The sequence below is a fragment of the Gordonia sp. PP30 genome, from assembly GCF_023100845.1.
In the GTDB taxonomy this organism is placed as follows: Bacteria; Actinomycetota; Actinomycetes; order Mycobacteriales; family Mycobacteriaceae; genus Gordonia.
Window position 1 is genome coordinate 1,402,848 of the sequence record NZ_CP095864.1, and the last position, 23,451, is coordinate 1,426,298.

Sequence of the window (23,451 nt, forward strand, 5' to 3'; positions counted from 1 at the left end):
GGGTGTCGTCCGTTCACCCGGCGGATGCCCACGTCAACGGGACGCACGATCCCGGAAGCAGGTTGTCTCATGACCGCATCGACCCACTCGGCCGGCAATGCCGCGCAGCGCGCCCGCAGCCTGGCCGTCCCGCATCTCGACACCGCGTCGGCGGCACTGTTCCTGACCGCCACCGTCCTGGTCGCCGCGCTCGCGTACTACTTCCTCGGCTACGACCAGGGTGCCGTCTCGGTCTTCGGCTCGGACACTCATATCCACGAGTTCATTCACGACTCGCGGCACTTCCTCGGTTTCCCCTGCCACTGATCACCGCGGAACGAGGACAACAGAACATGGAACGCAAATTCGTCGGCGCTGGCCTGCTCTCGGGCCTGATCGCCGGAATCATCACGTTCATCTACGCCCGCATCTTCATCGAACCGCAGGTCGAGAAGGCGATCGACTACGAGGAGTACCGGTCGCACGCCGAGGAGAAGATGAACGTCGCGCTCGGCGGCGCTCCCGAGCACGGCCACGAGCACGAGGTCTTCACCCGGACCATCCAGGAGAACGTCGGAGCCGGTATCGGCACGGTGATCTTCGCGCTCTGCATGGGCGCCTTCTTCGCGGTGGCCTTCACCTTCCTCTGGGCGTACGTCGGACGGCGCTGGGCGAGCGTCGACCCGCGCCTGGTCGCCGGGGCGCTGGGTGTGCTCGGCTGGGTCGCGGTGATCGGCGTGCCGTTCTTCGTGTATCCCCCGAACCCGCCCGCGGTGGGCGACGAGGACACCATCGGTGCCCGCTCCGGGTCGTACTTGACGATCACCGCGGTGTCGGTGGTCGCGATGGTCCTCGCCGTGTGGGTCACTTTCGCGCTGTGGGACCGGTTCGGCGGTCTGATCTCCGGGATCTTCTCGGGCATCGGATTCCTGATCGTGGTGACGATCGCCGCCGCGCTGCTCCCGACCTTCAAGGAGATCCCGGGCCCGGTGGAGCACGACGGCACCATTTTCGGCGCCGGCTTCCCCGGTCAGGTGGTCGCCGATTTCCGCGTCTGCGCGATCGCCAACCAGGTGATCCTCTGGTCCGTGCTCGTGCTGGTCTTCTGCCTGATCCTGGGCCGGATGCTGCGCAATCCCGCGGACACGCAGGAGCGGGCCGCCGAGCCGGCCGGCGCCTGACGTGCTGGTCGTCGTCGCCGGGCGTACCGCGCCGAATCGGTCGGTGCGCTTCGGTGGCGAGCACGACCCTCTCGACGCGCGCGGGATCGCGAGCGTCGAGGCCCTGATCGTCGCACCTCCGGGCCGGTCCGCCACGCGGGCCGGCCCGGAGGCATCGGTGCGGCAGAGCGCCGGGCTGCTGGGCCGGTCGTACGACGTCGACCCCGGCCTCGCGACGCTCGACGTCGGGTCGTGGCGGGGCCGGCCTCCGGAGGAGATCCCGCCCGGCGAGCTGGGGGCGTGGTTCGCCGATCCCGACGCGGTTCCGCACGGTGGGGAGTCCGTGCGCGCCTTCGTCGAACGGATCCGCGATCACGTGGCCGGCCTCGAACCGGAAACGGTTCTCGTGGTGGCGGCCCCGGTCGCGCAAGCGCTGCTGTGCGGCGGTCCGGACGTGTTCTTCGCCGCCGACGTCCGGCCGGCGTCGACGCACTCGGTGGACGGCCTGGGTCGTGGCTCGCGGTGACGCGGGTGCGGTAGTCATTCCTCCGGTTCGAGATACGCCGCGAGGTTCGCCAGCGACGAGGTGAGGCCCGCGGCGTGGTCGCGGGCACTGATCCCGTGCGGGACGTCCCGTGCGGTGAACTCGACCAGCGTTCCGTCGTCGTCGGGGTACAGCGTCCAGTCCATCCGCATGGTGCCGGCGAAGGCCGGGTCGGCGGAGACGAAGTCGACCTCCTGGGTCACGCGCTCGCCGGGCACGACGCCGGTGATGCGCACGTCGGACACGTCGGAGTCCGCGGCCGTCTTGCCGGGGGCGCCGCGGGCGTCGTCGTAGGTGAGGACGAGCCGGTACGACCCGCCCGTCCGCATGTCGAAGTGCTCGAAACGTCCGCTCATGCCCCGCGGCGGCAGCCACCCGGACAGCGCGGTCTCGCTGGTCAGCGCGTCGAAGATCGCGGCGCGATCGGCGTGGACGAGGAGGCTGGCGCGGTCGGTTCTGCCCATGGCCGGACTCTACCCGCGGGGGATCTCCCGGCTGATCGCGTCGAGCAGTTCGCCGTACCGGCCGGACTCCGGGTGGTCGCCGGGCTTGCCGGTGGAGACGACGGCGGCCGCCAGCCTCCGCTGCGGGTCGGCCCACATCGCGATCTGCGTGAGACCGGTGTGCCCGAACGCGGCGGGGGCGTCGCGGCCGAACGGCCCGAACCGGGTGGACCCGAGCATGTAGCCGGTACCCCAGCGCAGCGGGACGCCGCCGGTCGCGACGTCGGGGCGCAGTCGTCGTCGCTGCCGGGTGGCCGCGCGCAGGGTCGACGGCCAGAGCACCCGGTGGCCGTCCAGCTCGCCGCCGCGGCGCAGCAACTCGGCGAACCGGGACAGTTCGTGCGCGGTGGAGACGGTGTTTGACGACGGCACCACGCCGGTCAGGAACTCCGGCCGGTTGGCGCGCTCGACGGTCTTCGCCAGCGAGCCGCCGACCACCTTGGTGAACACCGCGTCGGCCAGTCCGGAGGTGGGTGGGCCCGTCGCGTAGCTCGGGGCCACCCGGGCGACGTCGCCGCGGTGGACGCCGAAGTTGGTCCACCGGAAGTCGAGCGGGTCGAGGATCTCGTCGGCCAGGATGTCCCGGATGCCGCGGCCGGTGGCGGCCGCGACGATCTCGCGGACCAGCGGTCCCCAGGTCAACGCGTGATAGACGTGCACGGCGCCCGGCGGATAGACCGGCCGCAGCCGGGCCAGCATCTCGCGGGTGTAGGCGCTGTCCTCACTGCGGCGCAGATCCGGACGCGGCCCGGTGGGGATCGGCACGCCGGCGCGGTGGGTGAGGACGTGGTCGATCGTCGTGCGTCCCTTGCCGTGGGCGCGGTAGCCGGGCAGCAGGTCGTCGACCCGGTCGGACAGACGTAGTTCGCCGCGCTCGGCGAGCATGTGCACGACGGTCGCGGCCATCGCCTTGGCGGCGGAGAACACGCAGACGGGAGTGCCGGTGTGCAGCGGTGTGGTGAGGACGGTCTCGCCGCCGGCGCGTCGCGCGGCGTCGTCCGGTCCGTTGCCGGTCGCGTGACCGATCGCCCGGTCGAGGACCACCTCGCCGTCCACCCGCACGCACACCGAGATGCCGGGCTGCACGCCCGCCTGATACCAGTGCCGGGCGGCCGACCAGATCCGGTCCGGCCCCGCGGGATTCGCCGGCAGGCCGGCTTCGTCGCCGACGTCGGTGATCGAGTCGAGGTAGTCGGGCGCCAGACTGTCGGGCGGATGGATGCGGCCCGATTCGAGCGTCGTTGTCGCGGTCACGACGTTCACGCTAGTCTCGACGGGAAACTGAAACGTGTTCTAACTCTGGGAGGCCGGCCTTGTTCGAGTGGTCCGACGAAGACCTGATGGTGCGCGACGCGGTGCGCGGGTTCATCGACAAGGAGGTCCGGCCGCACGTCGACGAGCTGGAATCGGGGACGCTGCCGCCGTACGACATCACCCGGAAGATGCTCGCCGCGTTCGGGATGGACGCGCTCGCGGCGGAGAGCCTGCAGAAGGAGCTGGCCGCCGAGGAGGCTGGCGAGCAGCGGAAAGCGGGCGGTTCGACGTCGCTGGCGAACACGATGTTCCTGATCCTGAACATGGAGATGGCCGGGGTCAGTCTCGGCTTGATCGCCTCGCTGGGGGTGTCGATGGGGTTGACGGTCTCGACCATCCGCAGCCGCGGCACCCTCGCGCAGAAGCGGCGCTGGCTGCCGGGCCTGGTCACGATGGAGAAGGTCGGCGCGTGGGCGATCACCGAGCCGGACAGCGGTTCGGATGCGCTCGGTGGCATGAAGACCACGGTGCGGCGTGACGGCGACGATTACATCCTGAACGGCAACAAGACCTTCATCACCAACGGGCCGTACGCCGACACCCTGGTCGTCTTCGCCAAGCTCGATGAGGGTGACGGCACTCCGATACGTGAGCGCAAGGTGCTGACCTTCGTGCTGGACAGCGGCATGGACGGGCTGACCCAGGGACCGCCCTTCAAGAAGATGGGCATGATGAGCTCGCCCACCGGGGAACTGTTCTTCGACGACGTCCGCGTGTCCAGGGACCGGCTGCTCGGCGAGACCGAGGACACCGGCGCGGATCGCCGCGGCGGTGAGGGCGCGAAGGCAGGCTTCACCGCCGAACGCATCGGAATCGCGGCGCTCAGTCTGGGCATCATCAACGAGTGTCTGCGACTGTGCGTGGACTACGCGCGGAGCCGCACGCTGTGGGGGAGCGAGATCGGCAGGTTCCAGCTGATCCAGCTCAAACTCGCCGAGATGGAGATCGCCCGGATGAACGTGCAGAACATGCTGTTCACCGCGATCGAGGCGTCCGGGTCGGGGAAGCCGCCGACGCTCGCGCAGGCGTCGGCGATGAAGCTGTACTCCTCGCGCGCCGCCACCGAGGTGGCGATGGAGGCGGTGCAGCTGTTCGGCGGCAACGGCTACATGGCCGAGTACCGCGTCGAACAGCTGGCCCGCGACGCGAAGTCGCTGATGATCTACGCCGGTTCCAACGAGATCCAGGTGACCCACGTCGCCAAGGGGCTGCTCAACGACTGACCGCGGAGCCCGTGGTGCCGAACTCCTCGCGGAGGGCGCGCTTGAGCAGCTTGCCGGTGGCGTTGCGCGGGAGGACGTCGACGAACTCCACCCGCCGGGGAGCCTTGAACGCGGCGATCCGCGCCCGGCAGTGGGCGATCAGGTCGTCGGCGGAGGTGCTCGCTCCTTCGCGCAGGGTGACGATGGCGGTCACCGCCTCACCCCAGGTCTCGTCGGGGACACCGATCACGGCGACGTCGTCGACGTCGCCGTGCGCGAACAGCACCTGCTCCACCTCGATCGGGTAGACGTTCTCGCCGCCGGTGACGATCATGTCCTTCTTGCGGTCGACGAGGGTGACGAAGCCGTCGGCGTCACGGCGGGCGAGATCGCCGGTGTGGAACCAGCCGCCGCGCTTCTCATGGGCGGTGACCGCCGGCAGTCCCCAGTAGCCGGCGAAGACGTTCGGCCCGGCGACCAGGAGTTCGCCGACCTCGCCGACGGGCACGTCGTGGTCGGCGTCGTCGACGATCCGGATGTCGACGTGCAGCACGGGCCGCCCGACGGATCCGGCGTGGCTGCGGACGTACCGGGATTCCAGGACCGTCGCCGTCGGGGCGAGCTCGGTCATGCCGAAGCCCTCCATGAAGGTCAGGCCCCGGCTCTGATAGAAGTCGATGACCGGGAGGGGGCAGGGCGCACCGCCGCACAGCAGGCAGCGGAGGGCGGACAGGTCGTAGTCGCCGAAATCGGGGACCTTGGCCATCGCCGCCCACATGGCCGGGACCATGAAATGCACCGTCACCCGGTACTCGGCGAGGAGCCGAAGGGTCTGGCCCGGATCGAACGCCGGCGCGACCACGACGGTGCCACCGGCGTACAGCAGCGAGAGCACGAACAGCCCGAGTCCGCCGATGTGGAAATTCGGGGCGACGGCCAGCGATCGGTCCTTCGGGGTGACGCCCTCACCCGCGGTGATCATGTTGATGGCGTTCCACTCGAAATTGCCGTGCGTGAGCATGGCGCCCTTGGGCTTGCCGGTGGTGCCCGAGGTGTACATGATCATGGCGACGTCGTCGGGCCCCACCGGTTCCTCGTCGGCGAAGACCTCCTCGGGCCCGTCCAGCGCGTCCAGATGTGCGACCTCGACCGCCGGTGACGACGCCGCGGCGGCGTCGGCGGAATCGGCGGCGAGCTCGGCGAACATGTCGTCGTGCAGGAGCAGGGCGGGTGCGGCGTCGGAGATCAGGTAGCCGATCTCCGCCGGGCTCAGCCGGAAGTTGACCGGCACGGTGATCGCTCCCAGGCGCGCGACCGCGAAGATCGTCTCCAGTTGGGCCACCGAGTTCAGGCTGATGATCATCACCCGGTCGCCGCGGCGCACCCCGCGGGCCCGGAGCGCGGCGGCCCGCCGGGCACTCCGCGCGGCCAGCTCCGCGTAGGTGATCTCGGTGCCGTCGCCGGAGTCGATCAGGGCCAGTGCCGCGGGGGTCCGCTCGGCACGTCGGGTGATCCAGCTGGACAGTCCGGACATCATTCCGCCTCGCGTCTCGACACGCGACGCCAGACGGCGCCACCGATGCCGAATCTAACGAACCCCGCACCGGAGTGGTGCGGGGTTCGTGGGATCACTGCGGTGGTGCGGGGTCAGACCGCGGCGGGCTCCCCGTCCAGGATCTCCGCAGGCACGACCCGCTCGTAGGCGAGGAACTCGTCGTCGACGGCACCGCGATCGAGCTGGCTGCGGTCGGCGTAGACGCTCATCGACATGGTCCACGGCTTGTCGACGCCCTGCCGGGGCAGGCCGGAGAGGGCGCGCTGGACGTAGCCGGCGCCGAAGTCGAGCAGCGGACGGGTCTCCATGTCCGGCTTCGGGACCGCGCGGACGCTCGTGTAGCCGTGGGCGTCCATGTAGGTGAGCATCCGGCACCAGTACTGGCACAGCATGTCGACCTTCAGGGTCCACGAGGAGTTGGTGTAGCCGATCGCGAAAGCGAGATTCGGCAGACCGGACAGCATGACGCCGCGGTAGGCGACGCAGTCGTTCAGTTCGACCGGCTCGCCGTCGACCGCGAGGTCCATGCCGCCGAACATCTGCAGATTCAGGCCGGTGGCGGTGACGATGATGTCGGCCTCCAGCTCGCGGCCGCTCTCCAGCAGGATGCCCTTCTCGGTGAAGGTGGCGATCCGGTCGGTCACGATCGACGCGTCGCCGCGCTTGAGAGCGGAGAACATGTCGCCGTCGGGCACCACGCACAGCCGCTGATCCCACGGGTTGTACGGCGGGTTGAAGTGCGGATCCAGCGGGAAGTCCTTGCCGAGCATGGCCTTGTTGGTGCCGCGGATCACGGCGCGCATCGGCTTCGGGAAGCGCTGGCAGAGTTCGTACATCACGCGCTGCTGCAGGATGTTCTTCTCCCGCGACAGGCGGTACCCGCGCTCGGCGCCGAGGACCTTCTTGAAGGCGTTGGCGATGACGTCCTCGCGCGGCAGCGGGATCACGTAGGTGGGCGTGCGCTGGAGCATGGTGATGTGCTCGGCGTCGTCGGTCATCGACGGGATCAGGGTGACGGCGGTGGCGCCGGAGCCGATCACGACCACGCGCTTGCCGCGGTAGTCCAGGTCCTCGGGCCAGTGCTGCGGGTGGACGATCTGGCCGGTGAAGCGCTCGGCGCTCGGGAAGTCCGGGGTGAAGCCCTCGTCGTAGTTGTAGTAGCCGGTGCCGGCGAAGATCCACCGCGCCTTGATCAGTTCGGTGGTCCCGTCCTCACCCTTCTCGGTATCGGCGACGGCGACGTGCCACGCCTGATCCTCGGTGCTCCAGTCGGCGCCGATCGCCCGGCGGTGCAGGCGGATCTTCCCGGTCAGATCGTCGTCGTTGACGGCTTCCCGCAGGTAATCGAGGATCCGGTCGGCGTCGGCGATCGACTGGTTGTCGGTCCACGGCTTGAAGCCGAAGCCGAAGGTGTGCAGGTCGGAGTCGGACCGAATGCCCGGGTACTTGAACAGGTCCCAGGTGCCGCCGATGGTGTGTCGCGATTCCAGGATCTCGAACGAGCGCTCCGGATGCTCGGTGGTCAGGTAGTGCGCGGCGCCGATGCCGGAGATGCCGGCGCCGATGATCAGTACATCGAGGATTCCGGCGTTGGTGTCGGTGGTCATGCGAGTCCGTTCGTTAGGGCGGGCGGCTGGGCGACGCCGGGTGCGTCACCGTTATGTATCAATGATCGTTGGTAACAATGCCGCCTGGCAAGAGTGAATCGCACCAAATTGTGCTCCAAATTGGTGCACAATCAATCACGTGCTCGATGAACCGGTGGAACCCGAGATCGCCGAACTGATCCGGCGGGGCGTTCAGGTGGTCCTCGCCGCACCGCCGGAATGGGCGCAGGCGCTCGACGAGAGCGTGCTCCAGGGCACCGGGATGGACGTGGTCGCCGAAGATCCCGAGCTCCTCGGCATCGCGATGGCCACCTCCACGGCGAACATCGAGCACTGGGCGGCGGCGAATCTCGCCGCGCCCGGCCTGCGCGTCAGCGTCCGGGCCAGCGAAGACACGGAGATCTTCGTCCGCGATCTGGTGCGCCGGGGCATGGATGCGACCGCGCTCGACGCGTTCCGGACCTCGCAGAACGTCGCGTGGCAGCTGTGGATGCAGATCTGCTTCGCCCTCACCGACGACCGGGACCTCCTGCGGCGGCTACTCGAGGTCACCTCGACGTCGATCGCCACCTACATCGACGACACCGTGCGTTCGCTGGCCGAGATGATCGACGTCGCCCGCGCCGAACTCGCCGGTGACACCCACGCGCAACGACGCGCCGCGGTGGCGCTGATCCTCGAGGGGGCGCCCGTCTCCGACGCGCGGGCCCATGCGCAGCTCGGCTACCGGCTCGACGGCCCGCAGCTGGCCGCGGTGATCTCCGGCGGCCCGCGGGTCTCGGCCGATCACCTGGAGTCGGCGTGCGAGGCGATCATGCAGGCCGGCGGCATCGCGCGGCGCCTGGTGGTTCTCGCCGGCGTCTCGCAGCTGTGGGTGTGGTTCCCCGCCGTCGACGTCGATCCGGGCCCGGCGGTGCGCAGCCACGGTGACGTGCACATCGCGCTGGGTGCCCCCGGGGAGGGGCGGGAAGGCTTCCGGCGCAGCCACTTTCAGGCACTGACCGCGCACCGCATTCTGCAGCGGGCGGGCGGGGACCGGCGTACCGCGCGGTATGACGAGGTCCGGATGATCGACGCGCTGAGCGACGACGAGGAGAAGGTGACCGACTTCGTCACCGCCACCCTCGGCGATCTGCTCGACGCCGACCCGGAGGTCGCCGAGTGTCTGCGGGTCTGGTTCACCCAGCAGTGCAACGCGAGCGCGACCGCCGCGCGCCTGTACACGCACCGCAACACGGTCGTGCGCCGGCTGGCCCGGGCTGAAGAACTCCTCCCGATCCCGCTGGCCGACAACGCGATCGCCGTCGCCGCGGCGCTGGAGGTGCGCCACTGGCGGGGTTCGCCGGGGTGAGTCCGCATCGGCCGGTCCGCGGCGCCCCGGGGGCGGGCGCTTCGGGGAGTGCAGGCTTGACCGTACCGTGGCGTATCCGGCTCGATTCCTCGGAGTGATCCCGATTCGCGCAGGTCGGGGTGACTTCCAGCGGAGGCTACGTCACGGTCAGGTCAGCGAGTCAGGCGTCCTTGTTGCGGCCGTGTTCGGACGTCTGGTCCACCGTTGATGGAGTGACGCCCGGGCCGCTACCGAGAGTCGTTGTTCTTCACCATCTGCTGCGGACAACGGGGATCCATACCTTCCGTCGGTGGGAACCTCGCCCGGCGGTGGCCGATTCGCAGTGGTGGGCGAGGGCACGGCATCAGGGGGCGGGGCGGTAGGGGAGGGCGTCGCTGATGTGTTCGTCGACGTCGATGGCGCGGCCCAGGAGGGGGAAGGCGCGCTGCGGACAGGTCGGGCGTGGGCAGACCTTGCAGCCGGCACCGATCGGGACCACCGTCCGTTCTTCGCGCAGGTCCACCCCGGTGGCGTAGACCAGTTCGTCGGCGTGGGAGAGGTCGCAGCCCAGGCCGACGGCGAAGTTCGAGGGTGTCGCCAGGTGGCCGCGCTGCATCGGGTCGGTGGTGCGCGCGAGCCAGAAGTAGGTACGGCCGTCGGGCATCTCGGACACCTGGGTGTGGACGCGGCCGGGCATCGAGAAGGCGTCGTGCACCACCCACAGCGGGCAGCTGCCGCCGACCCGGGAGAAGTGGAAGGCGGTGGCGGACTGGCGTTTCGAGATGTTCCCGGCCTTGTCGACCCGGACGAAGATGAACGGGATTCCGCGATCACCCGGCCGTTGCAGCGTCGACAGGCGGTGGCAGACGGTCTCGAAGCCGACCTCGAAGTCGCGGCTGAGCAGGTCGACGTCGTAGCGCACCCGGCGGGCGGCGGCGGCGAACTGGGTGTACGGGAGCAGCAGGGCGCCGGCGAAGTAGTTGGCGAGGCCGGTGCGCGCGACCGGGACCGAGCCGGGGTCAAGCTGATCTCCGGCGTCGTCGATCAGCCGGTCGATCAGGTCCCGCTGGCTGAGCAGGGCGAGCTGCGTGGCGAGCTGGAAGGCGCGCTGGCCCGGGGTGAGGCGCCGGGCGAGGGTCACCGTGGCCGTCACCGGGTCGTACCGGCGCTTGGGCACCGCGCCGTTCGGCCCGCTCTCCGCGGTGGGATCGGTCGGTGCGGCGCGGCTGATCCGGACACTGATCCCGTAGTCGGCATCCAGGACCCGGGCCAGCTGCAGATCGAGCCCGCCGACATGCAGACCGGCGCTCTCGAAGAGCGCCTCGGCCGCGTCGTCGAGTTCCGCGATGTGGTTGCGGCGGTCGTAGAAGTAGTCGCGGACCTGCTCGAACGGGGTGCCGGCGGCGGCCAGATCGTCGTACGGAACATCGGTGACGTTCCCGCGCTGGCTCTCCAGTTCGCCGGTCGCGGCGGTGAGCCGCCGGTGCAGGGTGACCAGGGTGCGGCCGACGCCGGGCATCCGGGATACGAGTTCGGTGATCTCGGCCGGTGGCAACGACCCGTCGCCGTGGGCGAGCAGCACGTCGGCGAGGTCGGCGGTGAGCCGCGCGTCGGGGTCGGCGGCGAAGAAGTCGGGGGCGAGGTCGAACTCGCGGGTGAGTCGCAGGAGGACCGGGACGGTGATCGGGCGGGCGTCGTTCTCCAGCTGATTCACGTAGCTGGTCGACAGATCGAGCCGGCGGGCGAGGGCGGCCTGCGAGATGCCGCGGTCGTCGCGGAGTCGCCGCAGCCGCGCGCCCACGTACGTCTTCGCCATGACGGTCAGTCTACCCGCCGGAGCGTCCGCAAAGTTCGCAGAATCGGTCTTTGACGTTCGCAGAAATACGCATTTGCCAGGTCTTTTCATCGCGTGGACGGTCTGCGTACGGTGCGAACATGATCAATCACGAGGTGTACACGCGTCGCAGTTCCGAGGTCTTCCCCAAGGAGGACCACCTGGCCTACAAGATCGCTCAGATCGCCGTCGATCCGGTGGAGGTCCCGGCCGAGACGGCCGAGATGATCGTCAACCGGATCATCGACAACGCCGCGGTGAGCGCGGCCTCGGTGGCCCGCCGCCCGGTCACCAGCGCCCGTCGCCAGGCCCAGACCCGGCCGATCACCAGCGGTTCCGGCGTCTTCGGTATCGACGGTGAGTACGCGCCGGAGTGGGCCGCCTGGGCCAACGGCGTCGCGGTCCGCGAGCTCGACTTCCACGACACCTTCCTGGCCGCCGAGTACAGCCACCCGGGTGACAACATCCCCGCGCTCGTCGCCGTCGGCCAGCGCGTCGGCGCCAGCGGCCACGACCTGATCCGCGGCCTGGCCACCGCGTACGAGGTCCAGGTGGACCTGGTGAAGGGCATCTGCCTGCACGAGCACAAGATCGACCACGTGGCACACCTCGGCCCGTCGGTCGCCGCCGGTCTGGGCACCATGCTCGGCCTCGAGATCGACACCATCTACCAGGCCGTCGGCCAGGCGCTGCACCTCACCACCGCCACCCGCCAGTCGCGCAAGGGCGAGATCTCCAGCTGGAAGGCCTACGCCCCGGCGCACGCCGGCAAGATCGCCGTCGAGGCCGTCGACCGAGCCATGCGCGGCGAGGGCGCGCCGTCGCCCATCTGGGAGGGCGAGGACGGCGTGATCGCGTGGCTGCTCGGCGGCCCGGACGCCCGCTACACCGTGCCGCTGCCCGGCCCGGGCGAGGCCAAGCGCGGCATCCTGGACACCTACACCAAGGAGCACTCGGCCGAGTACCAGAGCCAGGCGCCGATCGACCTCGCGCGCCGGATGCGCGAGCGGGTCGGCAACACCGACGACGTCGAGTCGATCGTGCTGCACACCAGCCACCACACCCACTACGTGATCGGCACCGGCTCGGGCGACCCGCAGAAGTTCGACCCGAAGGCCAGCCGCGAGACCCTCGATCACTCGGTCATGTACATCTTCGCCGTCGCGCTGCAGGACGGCGACTGGGATCACGAGCGCTCGTACGCGCCGGAGCGGGCGGCCCGCCCGGACACCGTCGAACTGTGGAAGAAGATCTCCACCGTCGAGGACCCGGAGTGGACTCGCCGTTACCACTCGACCGACCCGAACGAGAAGGCCTTCGGCGCCCGCGCCGTGATCACCATGAAGAACGGCGACGTGATCGTCGACGAGCTGGCCGTCGCCGACGCCCACCCGCTCGGTGCCCGGCCGTTCGCGCGGCCGCAGTACCTGAACAAGTTCGCGCGGATGGCGCAGGGCGTCGTCGACGCGGCCGAGCAGGAGCGCTTCACCGCGGCGGCCGAGGGCCTGGCCGGTATCCCGGCCGGCGGCCTGGGTGCGCTGAACGTGCGTGTGCTCGATGAGGTGCTGGCTTCGGCGCCGGCCACCGGGGAAGGAATCCTCTGACATGAGCGCACTGTTCTCGTCGGGCGTCACCGACACCGAGAAGCGCCGGGCGCTGCGCGCCGGACTCGCCTCCGGCGAGTTGCAGCGCTGGCCCGGGGCGTTCTCGCCGCTGGTCGCGAAGATCGTCGCCGACGCCGGATTCGAGGGCGTCTACGTCTCCGGCGCGGCACTCTCGGCCGATCTCGGGCTGCCCGACATCGGACTGACCACCCTCACCGAGGTGGCCGCCCGGGGCGGGGCGATCGCCCGGGCCACCGACCTGCCGACGCTGATCGACGCCGACACCGGGTTCGGCGAGCCGATGAGCGCCGCCCGCACCGTCGCCGTCCTGGAAGACGCCGGGCTGGCCGGATGTCACCTCGAGGACCAGGTGAACCCGAAGCGGTGCGGTCACCTCGACGGCAAGGAGGTGGTCCCGGTCGCGGACATGGTCCGCCGGCTGGGGGCCGCCGTCGGCGGTCGCCGCGACGAGAACTTCGTGATCTGCGCGCGGACCGATGCGCGCGGTGTGGAGGGACTCGATGCCGCGATCGCGCGGGCCAAGGAGTACGCCGCGGCCGGTGCCGACCTGATCTTCACCGAGGCGCTCGCCGACCTCGACGAGTTCAAGCGGTTCCGGGGCGCGGTGGACGTGCCGCTGCTGGCGAACATGACCGAGTTCGGCAAGTCCGACCTGTTCACCGCCGATCAGTTCCGCGCCATCGGCTACAACGTGGTGATCTACCCGGTCACCACGCTGCGGCTGGCGATGGGCGCGGTCGAGGCCGGGCTGAAGCGGATCGCCGAGGACGGCACGCAGGAAGGCGTCCTCGACGGCATGCAGCACCGTGCCCGCCTGTACGAGTTCCTGCAGTACTCCGACTACAACGACTTCGATTCCTCCATCTTCACCTATCGCGCACCCGCGGGAGACGCGTCATGACCGAGCAGCAGAACACCGAGCCGATCGAGATCCGCAAGGGCCTGGCCGGCGTCGTCGTCGACACCACCGCCGTCTCGAAGGTGGTCCCGGAGACCAACAGCCTCACCTACCGCGGCTACGCGGCCGCGGATCTGGCCGCCACCAAGAGCTTCGAGGAGGTGGCGTACCTCCTCTGGTACGGCGAACTGCCGAACGTCCAGCAGCTCGCGCTCTTCACCCAGCGGGAGCGTGCCAACCGGCGCCTCGACCGGTCGGCGCAGGCGGTGCTGGCGCGGATCCCGGAGAACTGCCATCCGATGGACACCGTCCGCACGATGATCAGCTACCTCGGCAGCGAGGATCCGTACGAGGACGTGCCGACCCCGGAGGCCAACCTCGACAAGGGGCTGCGGATGCTCGCGGTGCTGCCGACGATCGTCGCCGCCGACTTCCGCCGTCGTCGTGGGCAGGAGCCGATCGGCCCGCACCACGGGCTGGGTTACGCGGAGAACTTCCTGAACATGTGCTTCGGCAAGGTGCCGGACAAGGAGATCGTCGACGCGTTCAACGTCTCGATGATCCTGTACGCCGAGCACAGCTTCAACGCGTCGACCTTCGCCGCCCGCGTGGTGACGTCCACTCAGTCGGACATCTACAGTGCCGTGACCGCGGCGATCGGTGCACTCAAGGGGTCGCTGCACGGCGGCGCCAACGAGGCCGTCATGTACGACATGATCGAGATCGACCGGCCCGAACGCGCCAAGGACTGGCTGAACGCCAAGCTCGACGCCAAGGAGAAGGTGATGGGCTTCGGGCACCGCGTCTACAAGAACGGCGACTCCCGCGTCCCGACCATGTACCAGGCGCTGGAGAAGGTCTCGGCGCACGTGGGCGAGGACAAGTGGCTGAAGATCTACCACGAACTCGCCGCGACGATGGACGCCCGGACCGGAATCAAGCCGAACCTGGATTTCCCGACCGGCCCGGCGTACTTCCTGATGGGCTTCGACATTCCGATGTTCACGCCCATGTTCGTGATGAGCCGGATCACCGGCTGGACCGCGCACATCGTCGAGCAGACCCGGTCCAACGCGCTGATCCGTCCGCTCTCCGCGTACGACGGCCCGGTGCAACGTCCGATTCCGGCGTGAAGCGCCCAACCGACGTGTAAGCATCGGAAACAGCACAAGACGGGGAGGGCGGATCGGCAGATCCCGAGCGCCTTCCCCGTCGTTTGTGCGCCGGGAACGAGCACCGTCCTGGCACCACTCATCGAACCCGACAATGAGGCAGTGATGTTCAGAAAAGTCCTGGTGGCCAACCGCGGCGAGATCGCGGTGCGCGCCTTCCGCGCCGCGTACGAATTGGGCGCGGGCACCGTCGCGGTGTACCCGGTGGAGGACCGCAACTGCGTCCACCGCGGGAAGGCCGATGAGTCGTATCAGATCGGCGAGCCCGGCCGTCCCGTCCAGGCGTACCTGTCGGTCAGTGAACTGATCGGCGCGGCCAAACACGCGGGCGCCGACGCGATCTATCCCGGCTACGGCTTCGCCTCGGAGAACCCCGAGCTGGCCGCGGCGTGCGCGGCCGAGGGCATCACCTTCGTCGGACCCAGCGCCCGCGTGCTGGAGCTGACCGGTGACAAGAAGCAGTCGGTGCAGGCGGCGCGCGAATCCGGTCTGCCGGTGCTCGCCGGCAGCGAGCCGTCGTCGGACGTCGACGCGCTGGTCGCCGCGTCGAAGGACATGACCTTCCCGATCTTCGTCAAGGCGGTCGCCGGTGGCGGTGGCCGCGGGATGCGCCGGGTGGACGACCCGGCCGCGCTGGCCGACGCGATCGGCGCCGCCTCGCGTGAGGCGGAGGCCGCGTTCGGCAACCCGACGGTGTTCCTGGAGCAGGCGGTCGTGAATCCGCGGCACATCGAGGTGCAGATCCTCGCCGACACCCAGGGCGACGTGATCCACCTCTACGAGCGCGACTGCTCGCTGCAGCGCCGTCACCAGAAGGTGGTGGAGTTGGCGCCGGCACCGAACCTGGACCCTGATCTGCGGCGTCGCATCTGCGACGACGCCGTGAAGTTCGCCCGGCACATCGGTTACAGCTGCGCGGGCACCGTGGAGTTCCTGGTCGACGAGCGTGGCCAGCACTTCTTCATCGAGATGAACCCGCGCATCCAAGTGGAGCACACGGTCACCGAGGAGGTGACCGACGTCGACCTGGTCTCCTCGCAGCTGCGCATCGCGGCGGGCGAGTCGTTGGCCGATCTGGGGCTGTCGCAGGACGCGATCGCCGTGCACGGCGCCGCCCTGCAGTGCCGCATCACCACCGAGAACCCTGCGGACGGGTTCCGCCCGGACACCGGCCGCATCATCGTCTACCGCGCGCCGGGCGGCACCGGTGTCCGGCTCGACGGCGCCGCGGCGCTCGGCTCCGAGATCACCGGCCACTTCGATTCGATGCTGGTCAAGCTGACCTGCCGCGGCCGCGACTTCACCACCGCGGTACGACGCACCCAGCGCGCGCTCGCCGAGTTCAAGATCCGCGGCGTGCACACCAACATCGACTACCTCAAGGCCGTGCTCGCCGACCCGGACTTCCAGGCCGGCGCCATCACGACGTCGTTCATCGACGACCGTCCGGAGCTGCTGACCGCGGTGCGCTCGCCCGAGCGCGGGTCGCGCCTGCTCAACTACCTGGCCGACGTGACCGTGCACCGGCCGCACGGGCTGGTTCCGACCGCGGTGCACCCGCACAAGAAGCTGCCGGATCTGCGCCCGGCGGTGCTCGCCGACCCGCCGGCCGGGTCCAAGCAGCGCCTGGACGCGCTGGGTCCGGAGGGCTTCGCGCGGGCGTTGCGCGAGCAGAAGGCGCTCGCCGTCACCGACACCACCTTCCGCGATGCGCACCAGTCGCTGCTCGCCACGCGTGTGCGCACGTCGGGCCTGGTCTCGGTGGCACCGTACGTCGCCGCCCTCACCCCCGAACTGCTGTCCGTCGAGTGCTGGGGCGGGGCCACGTACGACGTCGCGCTGCGCTTCCTCAAGGAGGACCCCTGGGAGCGGCTGGCGCGGCTGCGCAGGGCGCTGCCCAATGTCTGTCTCCAGATGCTGCTGCGCGGCAAGAACACCGTCGGCTACACGCCGTACCCGACGCAGGTGACCACCGCCTTCGTCGACGAGGCGGCCCGCACCGGTGTGGACATCTTCCGTATCTTCGACGCCCTGAACAGCGTCGACGCCATGCGGCCGGCCATCGACGCGGTGCGCGAGACGGGGACCACGGTCGCCGAGGTCGCCATGAGCTACACCGGGGACCTGGCGAACCCGGCCGAGGACATCTACACCCTCGACTACTACCTGCGGCTGGCCGAGCAGATCGTCGACGCCGGCGCGCACATCCTGGCGATCAAGGACATGGCCGGACTGCTGCGCCCGGCCGCGGCGCGGAAGCTGGTCGGCGCGCTGCGCGCCGAGTTCGATCTGCCGATCCACGTGCACACGCACGACACGCCGGGCGGCCAGCTGGCCACCTATCTCGCCGCCTGGGAGGCGGGTGCCGACGCCGTCGACGGGGCCAGCGCACCGCTGTCCGGCACGACGAGCCAGCCGTCGCTCTCGGCGATCGTGGCCGCCGCCGCGCACACCGACTACGACACCGGCCTGGACCTGGACAAGGTGACCTCGCTGGAGCCGTACTGGGAGGCGCTGCGCAAGATGTACGGCACCTTCGAGTCGGGCATCCCGGCGCCGACCGGCCGCGTCTACGACCACGAGATCCCCGGCGGTCAGCTCTCCAACCTGCGTCAGCAGGCGATCTCGATCGGTGTCGGCGACCAGTTCGAGGCCGTCGAGGAGGCCTACGCGGGCGCCAACCGGCTGCTCGGCCGCCCGGTCAAGGTGACGCCGTCGTCCAAGGTGGTCGGTGATCTCGCGATCGCCTTCGTGGCGCAGGGCATCACCGCCGAGGAGTTCGCGGCCGACCCGACCGCCTACGACATCCCCGATTCGGTGGTCGGCTTCCTGCAGGGTGAACTGGGTGAGCCGGCCGCCGGGTGGCCGGAGCCGCTGCGGGAGAAGATCCTGGCCGGTCGCAGTTCCTCGCTCACCGAAGAGGTGCTGTCGGCGGAGGACCAGGCGCTGCTCGCGGCTCCCGGTCCGGAGCGGCAGGCCGCGCTCAACCGGCTGCTGTTCCCCGGCCCGACCGCCGAATACCTCGCGCACCGTGCCGAATACGGCGACACCTCGCGACTGCCCGCGTACCAGTTCTTCTACGGGCTGCAGCAGGGCTACGAGCATCGCGTGATCCTGCGCGACGGCGTCCAGCTGCTGATCACGCTCGAGGCGGTCAGCGAGCCGGACGTGGCCGGCATCCGCACCGTCATGTGCACGCTGAACGGCGAACTCCGGCCGGTGCCGGTGCTTGACCGCACCGCCGACGTGACCGTCGAGGTGCGTGAACGCGCCGAGAAGGACAACCCGCATCACATCGGCGCGCCGTTCGCGGGCGTCGTGACCGTCTCGGTGCACCCCGGTGACGAGGTGGCCGCCGGCGACGTGATCGGCACCATCGAGGCGATGAAGATGGAGGCCTCCATCTCGGCGCAGACCGGGGGCGTGGTGAAGCGGGTCGTCGTGCACCCGGCCACCGAGGTGGGTGCCGGCGACCTGCTCGTCGAGCTGGAATGAGAACCGGACCGGCATAGCCTGGATGTCATGGATCTGACCCGGGACGTGGCGGCGCGGCGACTCTCCTCGTGGGAGCGCCGCGCCGCGGCGTCGTCGCCGGAGCTGAAGCGGGCGGCGGTGGCGATCACCGTGGTGCCGTCGGCGGGCTCAGGTGGCGGCGAGGGCCCGGAGCGGGGGATCTGGGTGATGCGGCGGGCCAAGTCGCTGCGCAGCCACTCGTATCAGTTCGCGCTGCCCGGCGGGCGTGTCGACCCGGGGGAGACCGCGATCGAGGCGGCCCTGCGGGAACTCGACGAGGAGCTCGGCGTATCGCTCGGCGAGGACTCGGTGATCGGCGTGCTCGACGACTACGAGACGCGCTCCGGGTACGTGATGACGCCGGTGGTGTGCTGGACCGACGAACCCGTGGTGCCGGTGCCGAGCCCGGACGAGGTGCACGAGCTGTTCTTCGTCACCCTCGACGAGGTCACCGCGCCGCCCGAGTTCGACGCGATCCCGGAATCGCCACGCCCGGTGATCCGCCTGCCGATCTTCGGCTACTGGGTGCACGCACCGACCGCGGCGGTGATCTACCAGTTCGCGGAGGTGGTCGTGCGCGGGCGACGGACTCGAGTGGACCAGCTGGAACAGCCGGTCTTCGCCTGGAAGTAGGGGTCGGCCCGGTGGAGCCACCACCGCCAGCCTGGTCGCTGCCAGCCCGGTGGAGCCACCACCGCCAGCCCGTTGAGCCGGTCAAGCCGCTAGGCGCAGACCGTGTCGAAACGTCCTCTTGACTGGTGGGCGTTTCGACACGCCGCCTCGCCCTGGCGGGCTCGGCGACGGCTCAACGGGCTGAGAGGACCCGGCGGCGCCTCGGCGGGATGTTGGGGTTCGGCGCTGTCTCGTTGAGCGGCCGCTGTCAGCTCGTGGGGTGTTACCGCGGGCCTGGTGAAGCCACCGCCGCCAGCCCGTTGAGCCGGTCAAGCCGCTAGGCGCACACCGTGTCGAAACGCCCTCTTGACTGGTGGGCGTTTCGACACGCCGCCTCGCCCTGGCGGGCTCGGCGACGGCTCAACGGGCTGGTGGGGGACCCGGTGGCGGCTCACCGGGCTGTTGGGGTTCGGTGCTGTCTCGTTGAGCGGCCGCTGTCAGCTCGTGAAGCCACCGCCGCCAGCCCGTTGAGCCGGTCAAGCCGCTAGGCGCAGACCGTGTCGAAACGCCCCCTTGACTGGTGGGCGTTTCGACACGCCGCCTCGCCCTGGCGGGCTCGGCGACGGCTCAACGGGCTGATGCTGATGGGACCCGGTGGCCGCTCAACGGGCTGATGGGGCTCGCCGGCTCAGGCGCGGACGGCCTTGGCGGCGTCGACCATCGCGGTCAGGGCCGCGGTGACCTGCTCGGTGGTGCGGGTCTTGAGGCCGCAGTCCGGGTTGACCCACAGGCGCTCGGCCGGAACGGCATCCAGGGCCTCACGCAGCAGCGTGGTCATCTCGCCGGCGTCCGGGACGCGCGGCGAGTGGATGTCGTACACGCCCGGGCCGACCTCGTTCGCGAAGCCGATCGCGTTGAGGTCGTCCAGAACCTCCATGTGCGAGCGGGCGGCCTCGATCGAGGTCACGTCGGCGTCGAGGTCGGCGATGGCACCGATCACGTCGCCGAACTCCGAGTAGCACAGGTGCGTGTGGATCTGCGTCTCGTCGGCGACGCCGGAGGTCGACAGCCGGAACGCGCCGACGGCCCAGTCCAGGTACGCCTGGCGATCAGCGGACTGGAGCGGCAGCAGCTCGCGCAGGGCGGGCTCGTCCACCTGGATGATGCCGACGCCGGCGCGCTCGAGGTCGACGGTCTCGTCGCGGATGGCGAGGGCCACCTGGTCGGCGGTGTCGGCGAGCGGCTGGTCGTCGCGCACGAACGACCACGCCAGGATGGTGACCGGGCCGGTCAGCATGCCCTTGACGATCTTGTTGGTCAACGACTGCGCGTGGGTGATCCAGCCGACGGTCATCGGCGTGGGGCGGGCGACGTCGCCGTACAGGATCGGCGGGCGCACACAGCGCGAGCCGTACGACTGGACCCAGCCGTTCTGCGTGGCGAAGAAGCCGGTGAGCTGCTCGGCGAAGTACTGCACCATGTCGTTGCGCTCGGGTTCGCCGTGCACCAGGACGTCGAGGCCGATCTGCTCCTGCAGCGCGATGACGGCGGCGATCTCGGCCTCCATCCGCTCGCGGTAGGTGTTCTGGTCGATCTCCCCGGTCCGCAGCTGCTGGCGGGCCTTGCGTATGTCGCCGGTCTGCGGGAACGAGCCGATGGTCGTGGTCGGCAGTTCCGGCAGCTTCAGGGCCGCGCGCTGGCGTTCGCGGCGGTCCGCGGCGTCGTGGCGGCGGCGGTCGGCCTCGGCCAGGGCCGCGAGCCGATCGCGGACGGCGGCGTCGTGCAGGCGCGGGTCGGTGGCACGGGAGGCCAGGGCGTCGCGGGCGGCGTCGAAGGCCTGCTTCTGGGCGGCGCGCCCGTTCTTCAGTGCCCCCGACAGTGCGGCGACCTCGGCGAACTTCTCGCTCGCGAAGGCGAGCCAGCCGCGCAGGGCGTCGTCGAGCTCGGTCTCCGGGGCGAGCGAGTACGGGACGTGCAGCGTGGAACACGACGTGCTCACGGCCAGTTCACCGACCGCCGGCCGCAGGTCCTCCAGGGTGGCCAGGGCGGCGTCGAGGTCGGTGCGCCAGATGTTGCGGCCGTCGACCACACCGGCCACGACCAGCTTGTCGTTCAGGCCGGCGGCCTTCACCGACTCGGCGGAGCCGTAGACGAGGTCGACGCCGACACCCTCGACGCGGGTGCGGGCGAGCGCGGCCAGCGACTGGCCAGCGTCGCCGAAGTAGGTCTGCACCAGGATCTTCGGCCGATCCGGGGCGCTGGACAGCCGGGTGTAGACGCGCTCGGCGAGCTCCGCGAGGCCCTCGTGGGCGTCGGTCATCAGGACCGGCTCGTCGAGCTGCACCCACTGCGCGCCCGCGGCGTCGAGCTCGGCGAGGAGCTGCTCGTAGAGGGGGAGCAGGTCGTCGATGCGGCTCAGCGGCTCGGCGGCGTCGTTCACCGCCTTGGCGAGCGCGAGGAAGGTGATCGGGCCGATGACGACCGGGCGGGCGGGCATGCCCTGCGCCGTCGCCTCCCGGTACTCGGCGAGAACCTTGGTCGGGTCGAGGGCGAAGACGGTGTCCCCGTCGATCTCCGGGACCAGGTAGTGGTAGTTGGTGTCGAACCACTTCGTCATCTCCAGCGGGTGGATGCCAGTGTCTTCGCGGCCCGCTCGCTCCGCTCCCGGCGCCGAGGCGCCGCGGGCGGCGGCGAAGTAGCGGTCCAGCGGATTCTCGACGCCCGCGACGCGCGGCGGGAGCGCGCCGAGGAGCACGGCGGTGTCGAGCATCTGGTCGTAGTAGCTGAAGGTGCCCGTCGGGATCGAGTCGAGTCCGGCGGTCAGCAGCTCGGCCCAGCCGGTGCGGCGCAGCTGCGCGGCGACGCGCTCCAGCTCGGCGGCGTCGATCCGGCCGGCCCAGTACCCCTCGACCGCTCGCTTGAGTTCACGATCGGCGCCGATCCGGGCGGTGCCCGGCACGGTGGTGGTGAAAACCATCTTTCTTCTGTTCTCCTGCATACAAGGGTGACGACGAACGCCCTTACCGGAAGCGGAGACGAAGAGCCCCAGAGACGAAAAGCCCCAGAGACGCGCTTCGACTTCGCCCAGGTCCACGAGGCGGAACGTCACCGGATGCGGCGCATCCGGTACAACGGGCAGGTCTTCGGGCTCATCGGCGCGCGTCGGGAGAGTGACGCTCCTACTGGCCGTCGCTTCCCGGCCGCTGGGGGCGGCCAGTGCGTGGTGACGGCGGTCGTTCCGATATACCGCTGCGGGTCAGCTCCGGAGTCTCACCGGATTCCCTCTCGCGACATCCACCGCGTCGTGCGATGCCTGCCGCTCGACGTCCGCGCGGTCACAGGGGCTCCTGGGCGACGGCGCGACGGACGAACCGATTGCGGGTTCAGTGTAGGTCGCGCATGGATGGGGTGTCACGACGGCCGGCGGGAGTGGGTTTAATTCGGGGCCCGGCTTGACGCCCACCGATTCGGTGGGCAGCGCCCAGTGAGTGGGTCGTCGCCCACTCTGCGGTGTGGGCGACATCGAAATCGCTGGCACGGGCTGTGGACAACCCGGGGCTCACTGGTACAGGTCTGTGGACTGTCGTTCGACGAGGGCGCCGGAGTGGCCTTTCCTTGGACCATGACCATCGCGATCGACGACCTGCCCCGCGACCGCTACGGGTTGATCCGGCGCGCCTCCGCGCACCAGGCCGGGGTGTCCGACGATCGGCTGTGCGTCGCGGTGAGAGCCGGGTTGCTGGTGCGGCTCTGCCGCGGTGTGCGGGGTGAACTGGTCCCGCTGCTCCGGTCGTGGCTGCGGCGGCTCGGAATCGGCGTCGGATGACCGGCGCGGTTCTTGCCCACGGAGTCGGCCAGCACTTCGTCGCCCACTCCGCGGGCTGGGCGACGACGAAGTCGCTGGCAGCGACGTGGACCGGCGGGCCGCGGGAAGCGCGCGTAAACTGGGCTCATCATGTCGCTCGGTGAAGTCGCCACCGGCGGCCGGTCGGGGCCGGTCGTCGGGGTCGTGCTGGTGTCCCGGGGCGACGAGGGGGCCGTGCCCGACGACAGCGACGACATCCCGCAGCTCGAGCGGCTCCGCGCACTTCTGGCGGGGTTCGGCGCCGGCGGATGCGGCGACCTGTATGTCGCGCTCGGCAGCCGGGTGGTTCAGGCGCCGCGGGACTCGTCGACCGCCTTCTACGTGCCCGAATGGTACGACGCCCTCGACGAGACCGTCGGCGCAGCGCTGACCTTCGCGGCCGGCATCGACGGCGTCGCCGGGGTCCTGGTGCAGACCATCGACAGTCAAGACCTGGGCGACGTCGGCGTGGCCCGCGTCCTCGACGCCGCCGCGGGGCGGCCGGAAGTGCTGGTGCGGGCGTCGTGCCACGGGCATCTGGCGCAGCCGGTGTACGTCGGGGCGGGACTGCTCACCGACGTCTCCCGGGTGATCGCAGACTCCGGCGGCGCGGTCCGGTATCTCCGCGAGCACGCCGGTGAGGTGGTCACGGTCGATTGCAGCGATTTGGCCGGGCCGGTCGTGGACGTGCTGGGCTGAGCGTCGGCCGACTTGGCTCGGGGGCGTTTCGACGAGCCCGCCAGCAGCCCGTTGAGCCGT

General features: G+C 70.2%; 18 protein-coding genes and 1 riboswitch. Of the genes, 12 read left to right on the forward strand and 6 right to left on the reverse strand.

Annotated features, from left to right (window positions below; translation table 11 throughout):
- The first annotated feature begins 69 nt into the window (after window positions 1-69).
- From MYK68_RS06480 to MYK68_RS06490, 3 genes are read left to right on the forward strand one after another with little or no spacing between them, the layout of a single operon-like run.
- Window positions 70-306 (forward strand): CbtB domain-containing protein, encoded by a 237-nt coding sequence (locus MYK68_RS06480; protein WP_247867064.1) that lies wholly within the window; start codon window positions 70-72, stop codon window positions 304-306.
- Between the two features lie 26 nt (window positions 307-332).
- Window positions 333-1,160: a CbtA family protein gene (locus tag MYK68_RS06485; RefSeq protein ID WP_247867065.1), complete on the forward strand. Its 828-nt coding sequence runs from the start codon at window positions 333-335 to the stop codon at window positions 1,158-1,160.
- Between the two features lies 1 nt (window position 1,161).
- A complete protein-coding gene (locus tag MYK68_RS06490; protein ID WP_247867066.1) occupies window positions 1,162-1,665 on the forward strand; it encodes a histidine phosphatase family protein in 504 nt (167 codons plus the stop codon).
- 14 nt (window positions 1,666-1,679) lie between these two features.
- Here the strand turns inward: MYK68_RS06490 and MYK68_RS06495 are convergent, their stop codons facing one another.
- Window positions 1,680-2,147: an SRPBCC domain-containing protein gene (locus tag MYK68_RS06495; RefSeq protein ID WP_247867067.1), complete on the reverse strand. Its 468-nt coding sequence runs from the start codon at window positions 2,145-2,147 to the stop codon at window positions 1,680-1,682.
- A gap of 9 nt (window positions 2,148-2,156) precedes the next feature.
- Window positions 2,157-3,440, reverse strand: coding sequence for a serine hydrolase (locus tag MYK68_RS06500; protein WP_371308394.1), 1,284 nt, complete (start codon window positions 3,438-3,440; stop codon window positions 2,157-2,159).
- 59 nt (window positions 3,441-3,499) lie between these two features.
- On the opposite strand from MYK68_RS06500, the gene MYK68_RS06505 reads away from it, so the two are divergent.
- Complete coding sequence (locus tag MYK68_RS06505; protein WP_247867068.1) at window positions 3,500-4,723, forward strand: acyl-CoA dehydrogenase family protein; 1,224 nt, start codon at window positions 3,500-3,502, stop codon at window positions 4,721-4,723.
- On the opposite strand, the gene MYK68_RS06510 is transcribed toward MYK68_RS06505, so the two are convergent.
- Both MYK68_RS06510 and MYK68_RS06515 read right to left on the reverse strand, forming a co-directional pair.
- Window positions 4,713-6,239 (reverse strand): acyl-CoA synthetase, encoded by a 1,527-nt coding sequence (locus tag MYK68_RS06510; RefSeq protein WP_247867069.1) that lies wholly within the window; start codon window positions 6,237-6,239, stop codon window positions 4,713-4,715. The genes MYK68_RS06505 and MYK68_RS06510 overlap by 11 nt on opposite strands.
- Before the next feature lie 110 nt (window positions 6,240-6,349).
- Window positions 6,350-7,864, reverse strand: a complete 1,515-nt coding sequence (locus MYK68_RS06515) for a flavin-containing monooxygenase (RefSeq protein ID WP_247867070.1) — start codon at window positions 7,862-7,864, stop codon at window positions 6,350-6,352.
- 139 nt (window positions 7,865-8,003) lie between these two features.
- On the opposite strand from MYK68_RS06515, the gene MYK68_RS06520 reads away from it, so the two are divergent.
- On the forward strand, window positions 8,004-9,215 hold the full coding sequence (locus tag MYK68_RS06520) for a PucR family transcriptional regulator (RefSeq protein ID WP_247867071.1): 1,212 nt from the start codon (window positions 8,004-8,006) through the stop codon (window positions 9,213-9,215).
- 343 nt (window positions 9,216-9,558) lie between these two features.
- Here the strand turns inward: MYK68_RS06520 and MYK68_RS06525 are convergent, their stop codons facing one another.
- A complete protein-coding gene (locus MYK68_RS06525; protein ID WP_247867072.1) occupies window positions 9,559-11,010 on the reverse strand; it encodes a short-chain fatty acyl-CoA regulator family protein in 1,452 nt (483 codons plus the stop codon).
- Window positions 11,011-11,129: 119 nt separating this feature from the next.
- Here MYK68_RS06525 and prpD point away from each other — a divergent pair, with 119 nt between their 5' ends.
- The 5 genes from prpD (at window position 11,130) to MYK68_RS06550 (ending at window position 18,869) form a co-directional block, all read left to right on the forward strand.
- The gene (gene prpD / locus MYK68_RS06530) at window positions 11,130-12,632 is read left to right on the forward strand and encodes a 2-methylcitrate dehydratase PrpD (RefSeq protein WP_247867073.1); all 1,503 of its coding nucleotides are present in this window, start codon (window positions 11,130-11,132) and stop codon (window positions 12,630-12,632) included.
- A 1-nt stretch (window position 12,633) separates the two neighbouring features.
- Window positions 12,634-13,554 (forward strand): methylisocitrate lyase, encoded by a 921-nt coding sequence (gene prpB / locus MYK68_RS06535; RefSeq protein ID WP_247867074.1) that lies wholly within the window; start codon window positions 12,634-12,636, stop codon window positions 13,552-13,554.
- Complete coding sequence (locus MYK68_RS06540) at window positions 13,551-14,684, forward strand: bifunctional 2-methylcitrate synthase/citrate synthase (protein ID WP_247867075.1); 1,134 nt, start codon at window positions 13,551-13,553, stop codon at window positions 14,682-14,684. The genes prpB and MYK68_RS06540 overlap by 4 nt, the downstream gene beginning before the upstream one ends.
- A 144-nt stretch (window positions 14,685-14,828) precedes the next feature.
- Window positions 14,829-18,218 (forward strand): pyruvate carboxylase, encoded by a 3,390-nt coding sequence (locus tag MYK68_RS06545; RefSeq protein ID WP_247867076.1) that lies wholly within the window; start codon window positions 14,829-14,831, stop codon window positions 18,216-18,218.
- 27 nt (window positions 18,219-18,245) lie between these two features.
- Window positions 18,246-18,869 (forward strand): NUDIX hydrolase, encoded by a 624-nt coding sequence (locus MYK68_RS06550; RefSeq protein WP_247867077.1) that lies wholly within the window; start codon window positions 18,246-18,248, stop codon window positions 18,867-18,869.
- Between the two features lie 667 nt (window positions 18,870-19,536).
- On the opposite strand, the gene metE is transcribed toward MYK68_RS06550, so the two are convergent.
- Window positions 19,537-21,825 (reverse strand): 5-methyltetrahydropteroyltriglutamate--homocysteine S-methyltransferase, encoded by a 2,289-nt coding sequence (gene metE, locus MYK68_RS06555; RefSeq protein WP_247867078.1) that lies wholly within the window; start codon window positions 21,823-21,825, stop codon window positions 19,537-19,539.
- A 140-nt stretch (window positions 21,826-21,965) separates the two neighbouring features.
- Window positions 21,966-22,161: riboswitch (cobalamin riboswitch) on the reverse strand.
- Window positions 22,162-22,470: 309 nt separating this feature from the next.
- On the opposite strand from metE, the gene MYK68_RS06560 reads away from it, so the two are divergent.
- Window positions 22,471-22,674, forward strand: coding sequence for a hypothetical protein (locus MYK68_RS06560; RefSeq protein ID WP_247867079.1), 204 nt, complete (start codon window positions 22,471-22,473; stop codon window positions 22,672-22,674).
- 129 nt (window positions 22,675-22,803) lie between these two features.
- Complete coding sequence (locus MYK68_RS06565; RefSeq protein ID WP_247867080.1) at window positions 22,804-23,391, forward strand: hypothetical protein; 588 nt, start codon at window positions 22,804-22,806, stop codon at window positions 23,389-23,391.
- The last annotated feature ends 60 nt before the right edge of the window (window positions 23,392-23,451 follow it).

Coding starts and splice junctions, on each gene's coding strand:
- MYK68_RS06565 (WP_247867080.1), top strand. CDS start 22,804: ATGTCGCTCGGTGAAGTCGCCACCGGCGGCCGGTCGGGGCCGGTCGTC.
- MYK68_RS06540 (WP_247867075.1), top strand. CDS start 13,551: ATGACCGAGCAGCAGAACACCGAGCCGATCGAGATCCGCAAGGGCCTG.
- MYK68_RS06545 (WP_247867076.1), top strand. CDS start 14,829: ATGTTCAGAAAAGTCCTGGTGGCCAACCGCGGCGAGATCGCGGTGCGC.
- MYK68_RS06515 (WP_247867070.1), bottom strand. CDS start 7,864: ATGACCACCGACACCAACGCCGGAATCCTCGATGTACTGATCATCGGC.
- prpD (WP_247867073.1), top strand. CDS start 11,130: ATGATCAATCACGAGGTGTACACGCGTCGCAGTTCCGAGGTCTTCCCC.
- MYK68_RS06560 (WP_247867079.1), top strand. CDS start 22,471: ATGACCATCGCGATCGACGACCTGCCCCGCGACCGCTACGGGTTGATC.
- metE (WP_247867078.1), bottom strand. CDS start 21,825: ATGGTTTTCACCACCACCGTGCCGGGCACCGCCCGGATCGGCGCCGAT.
- prpB (WP_247867074.1), top strand. CDS start 12,634: ATGAGCGCACTGTTCTCGTCGGGCGTCACCGACACCGAGAAGCGCCGG.
- MYK68_RS06485 (WP_247867065.1), top strand. CDS start 333: ATGGAACGCAAATTCGTCGGCGCTGGCCTGCTCTCGGGCCTGATCGCC.
- MYK68_RS06510 (WP_247867069.1), bottom strand. CDS start 6,239: ATGATGTCCGGACTGTCCAGCTGGATCACCCGACGTGCCGAGCGGACC.
- MYK68_RS06480 (WP_247867064.1), top strand. CDS start 70: ATGACCGCATCGACCCACTCGGCCGGCAATGCCGCGCAGCGCGCCCGC.
- MYK68_RS06495 (WP_247867067.1), bottom strand. CDS start 2,147: ATGGGCAGAACCGACCGCGCCAGCCTCCTCGTCCACGCCGATCGCGCC.
- MYK68_RS06525 (WP_247867072.1), bottom strand. CDS start 11,010: ATGGCGAAGACGTACGTGGGCGCGCGGCTGCGGCGACTCCGCGACGAC.
- MYK68_RS06550 (WP_247867077.1), top strand. CDS start 18,246: ATGGATCTGACCCGGGACGTGGCGGCGCGGCGACTCTCCTCGTGGGAG.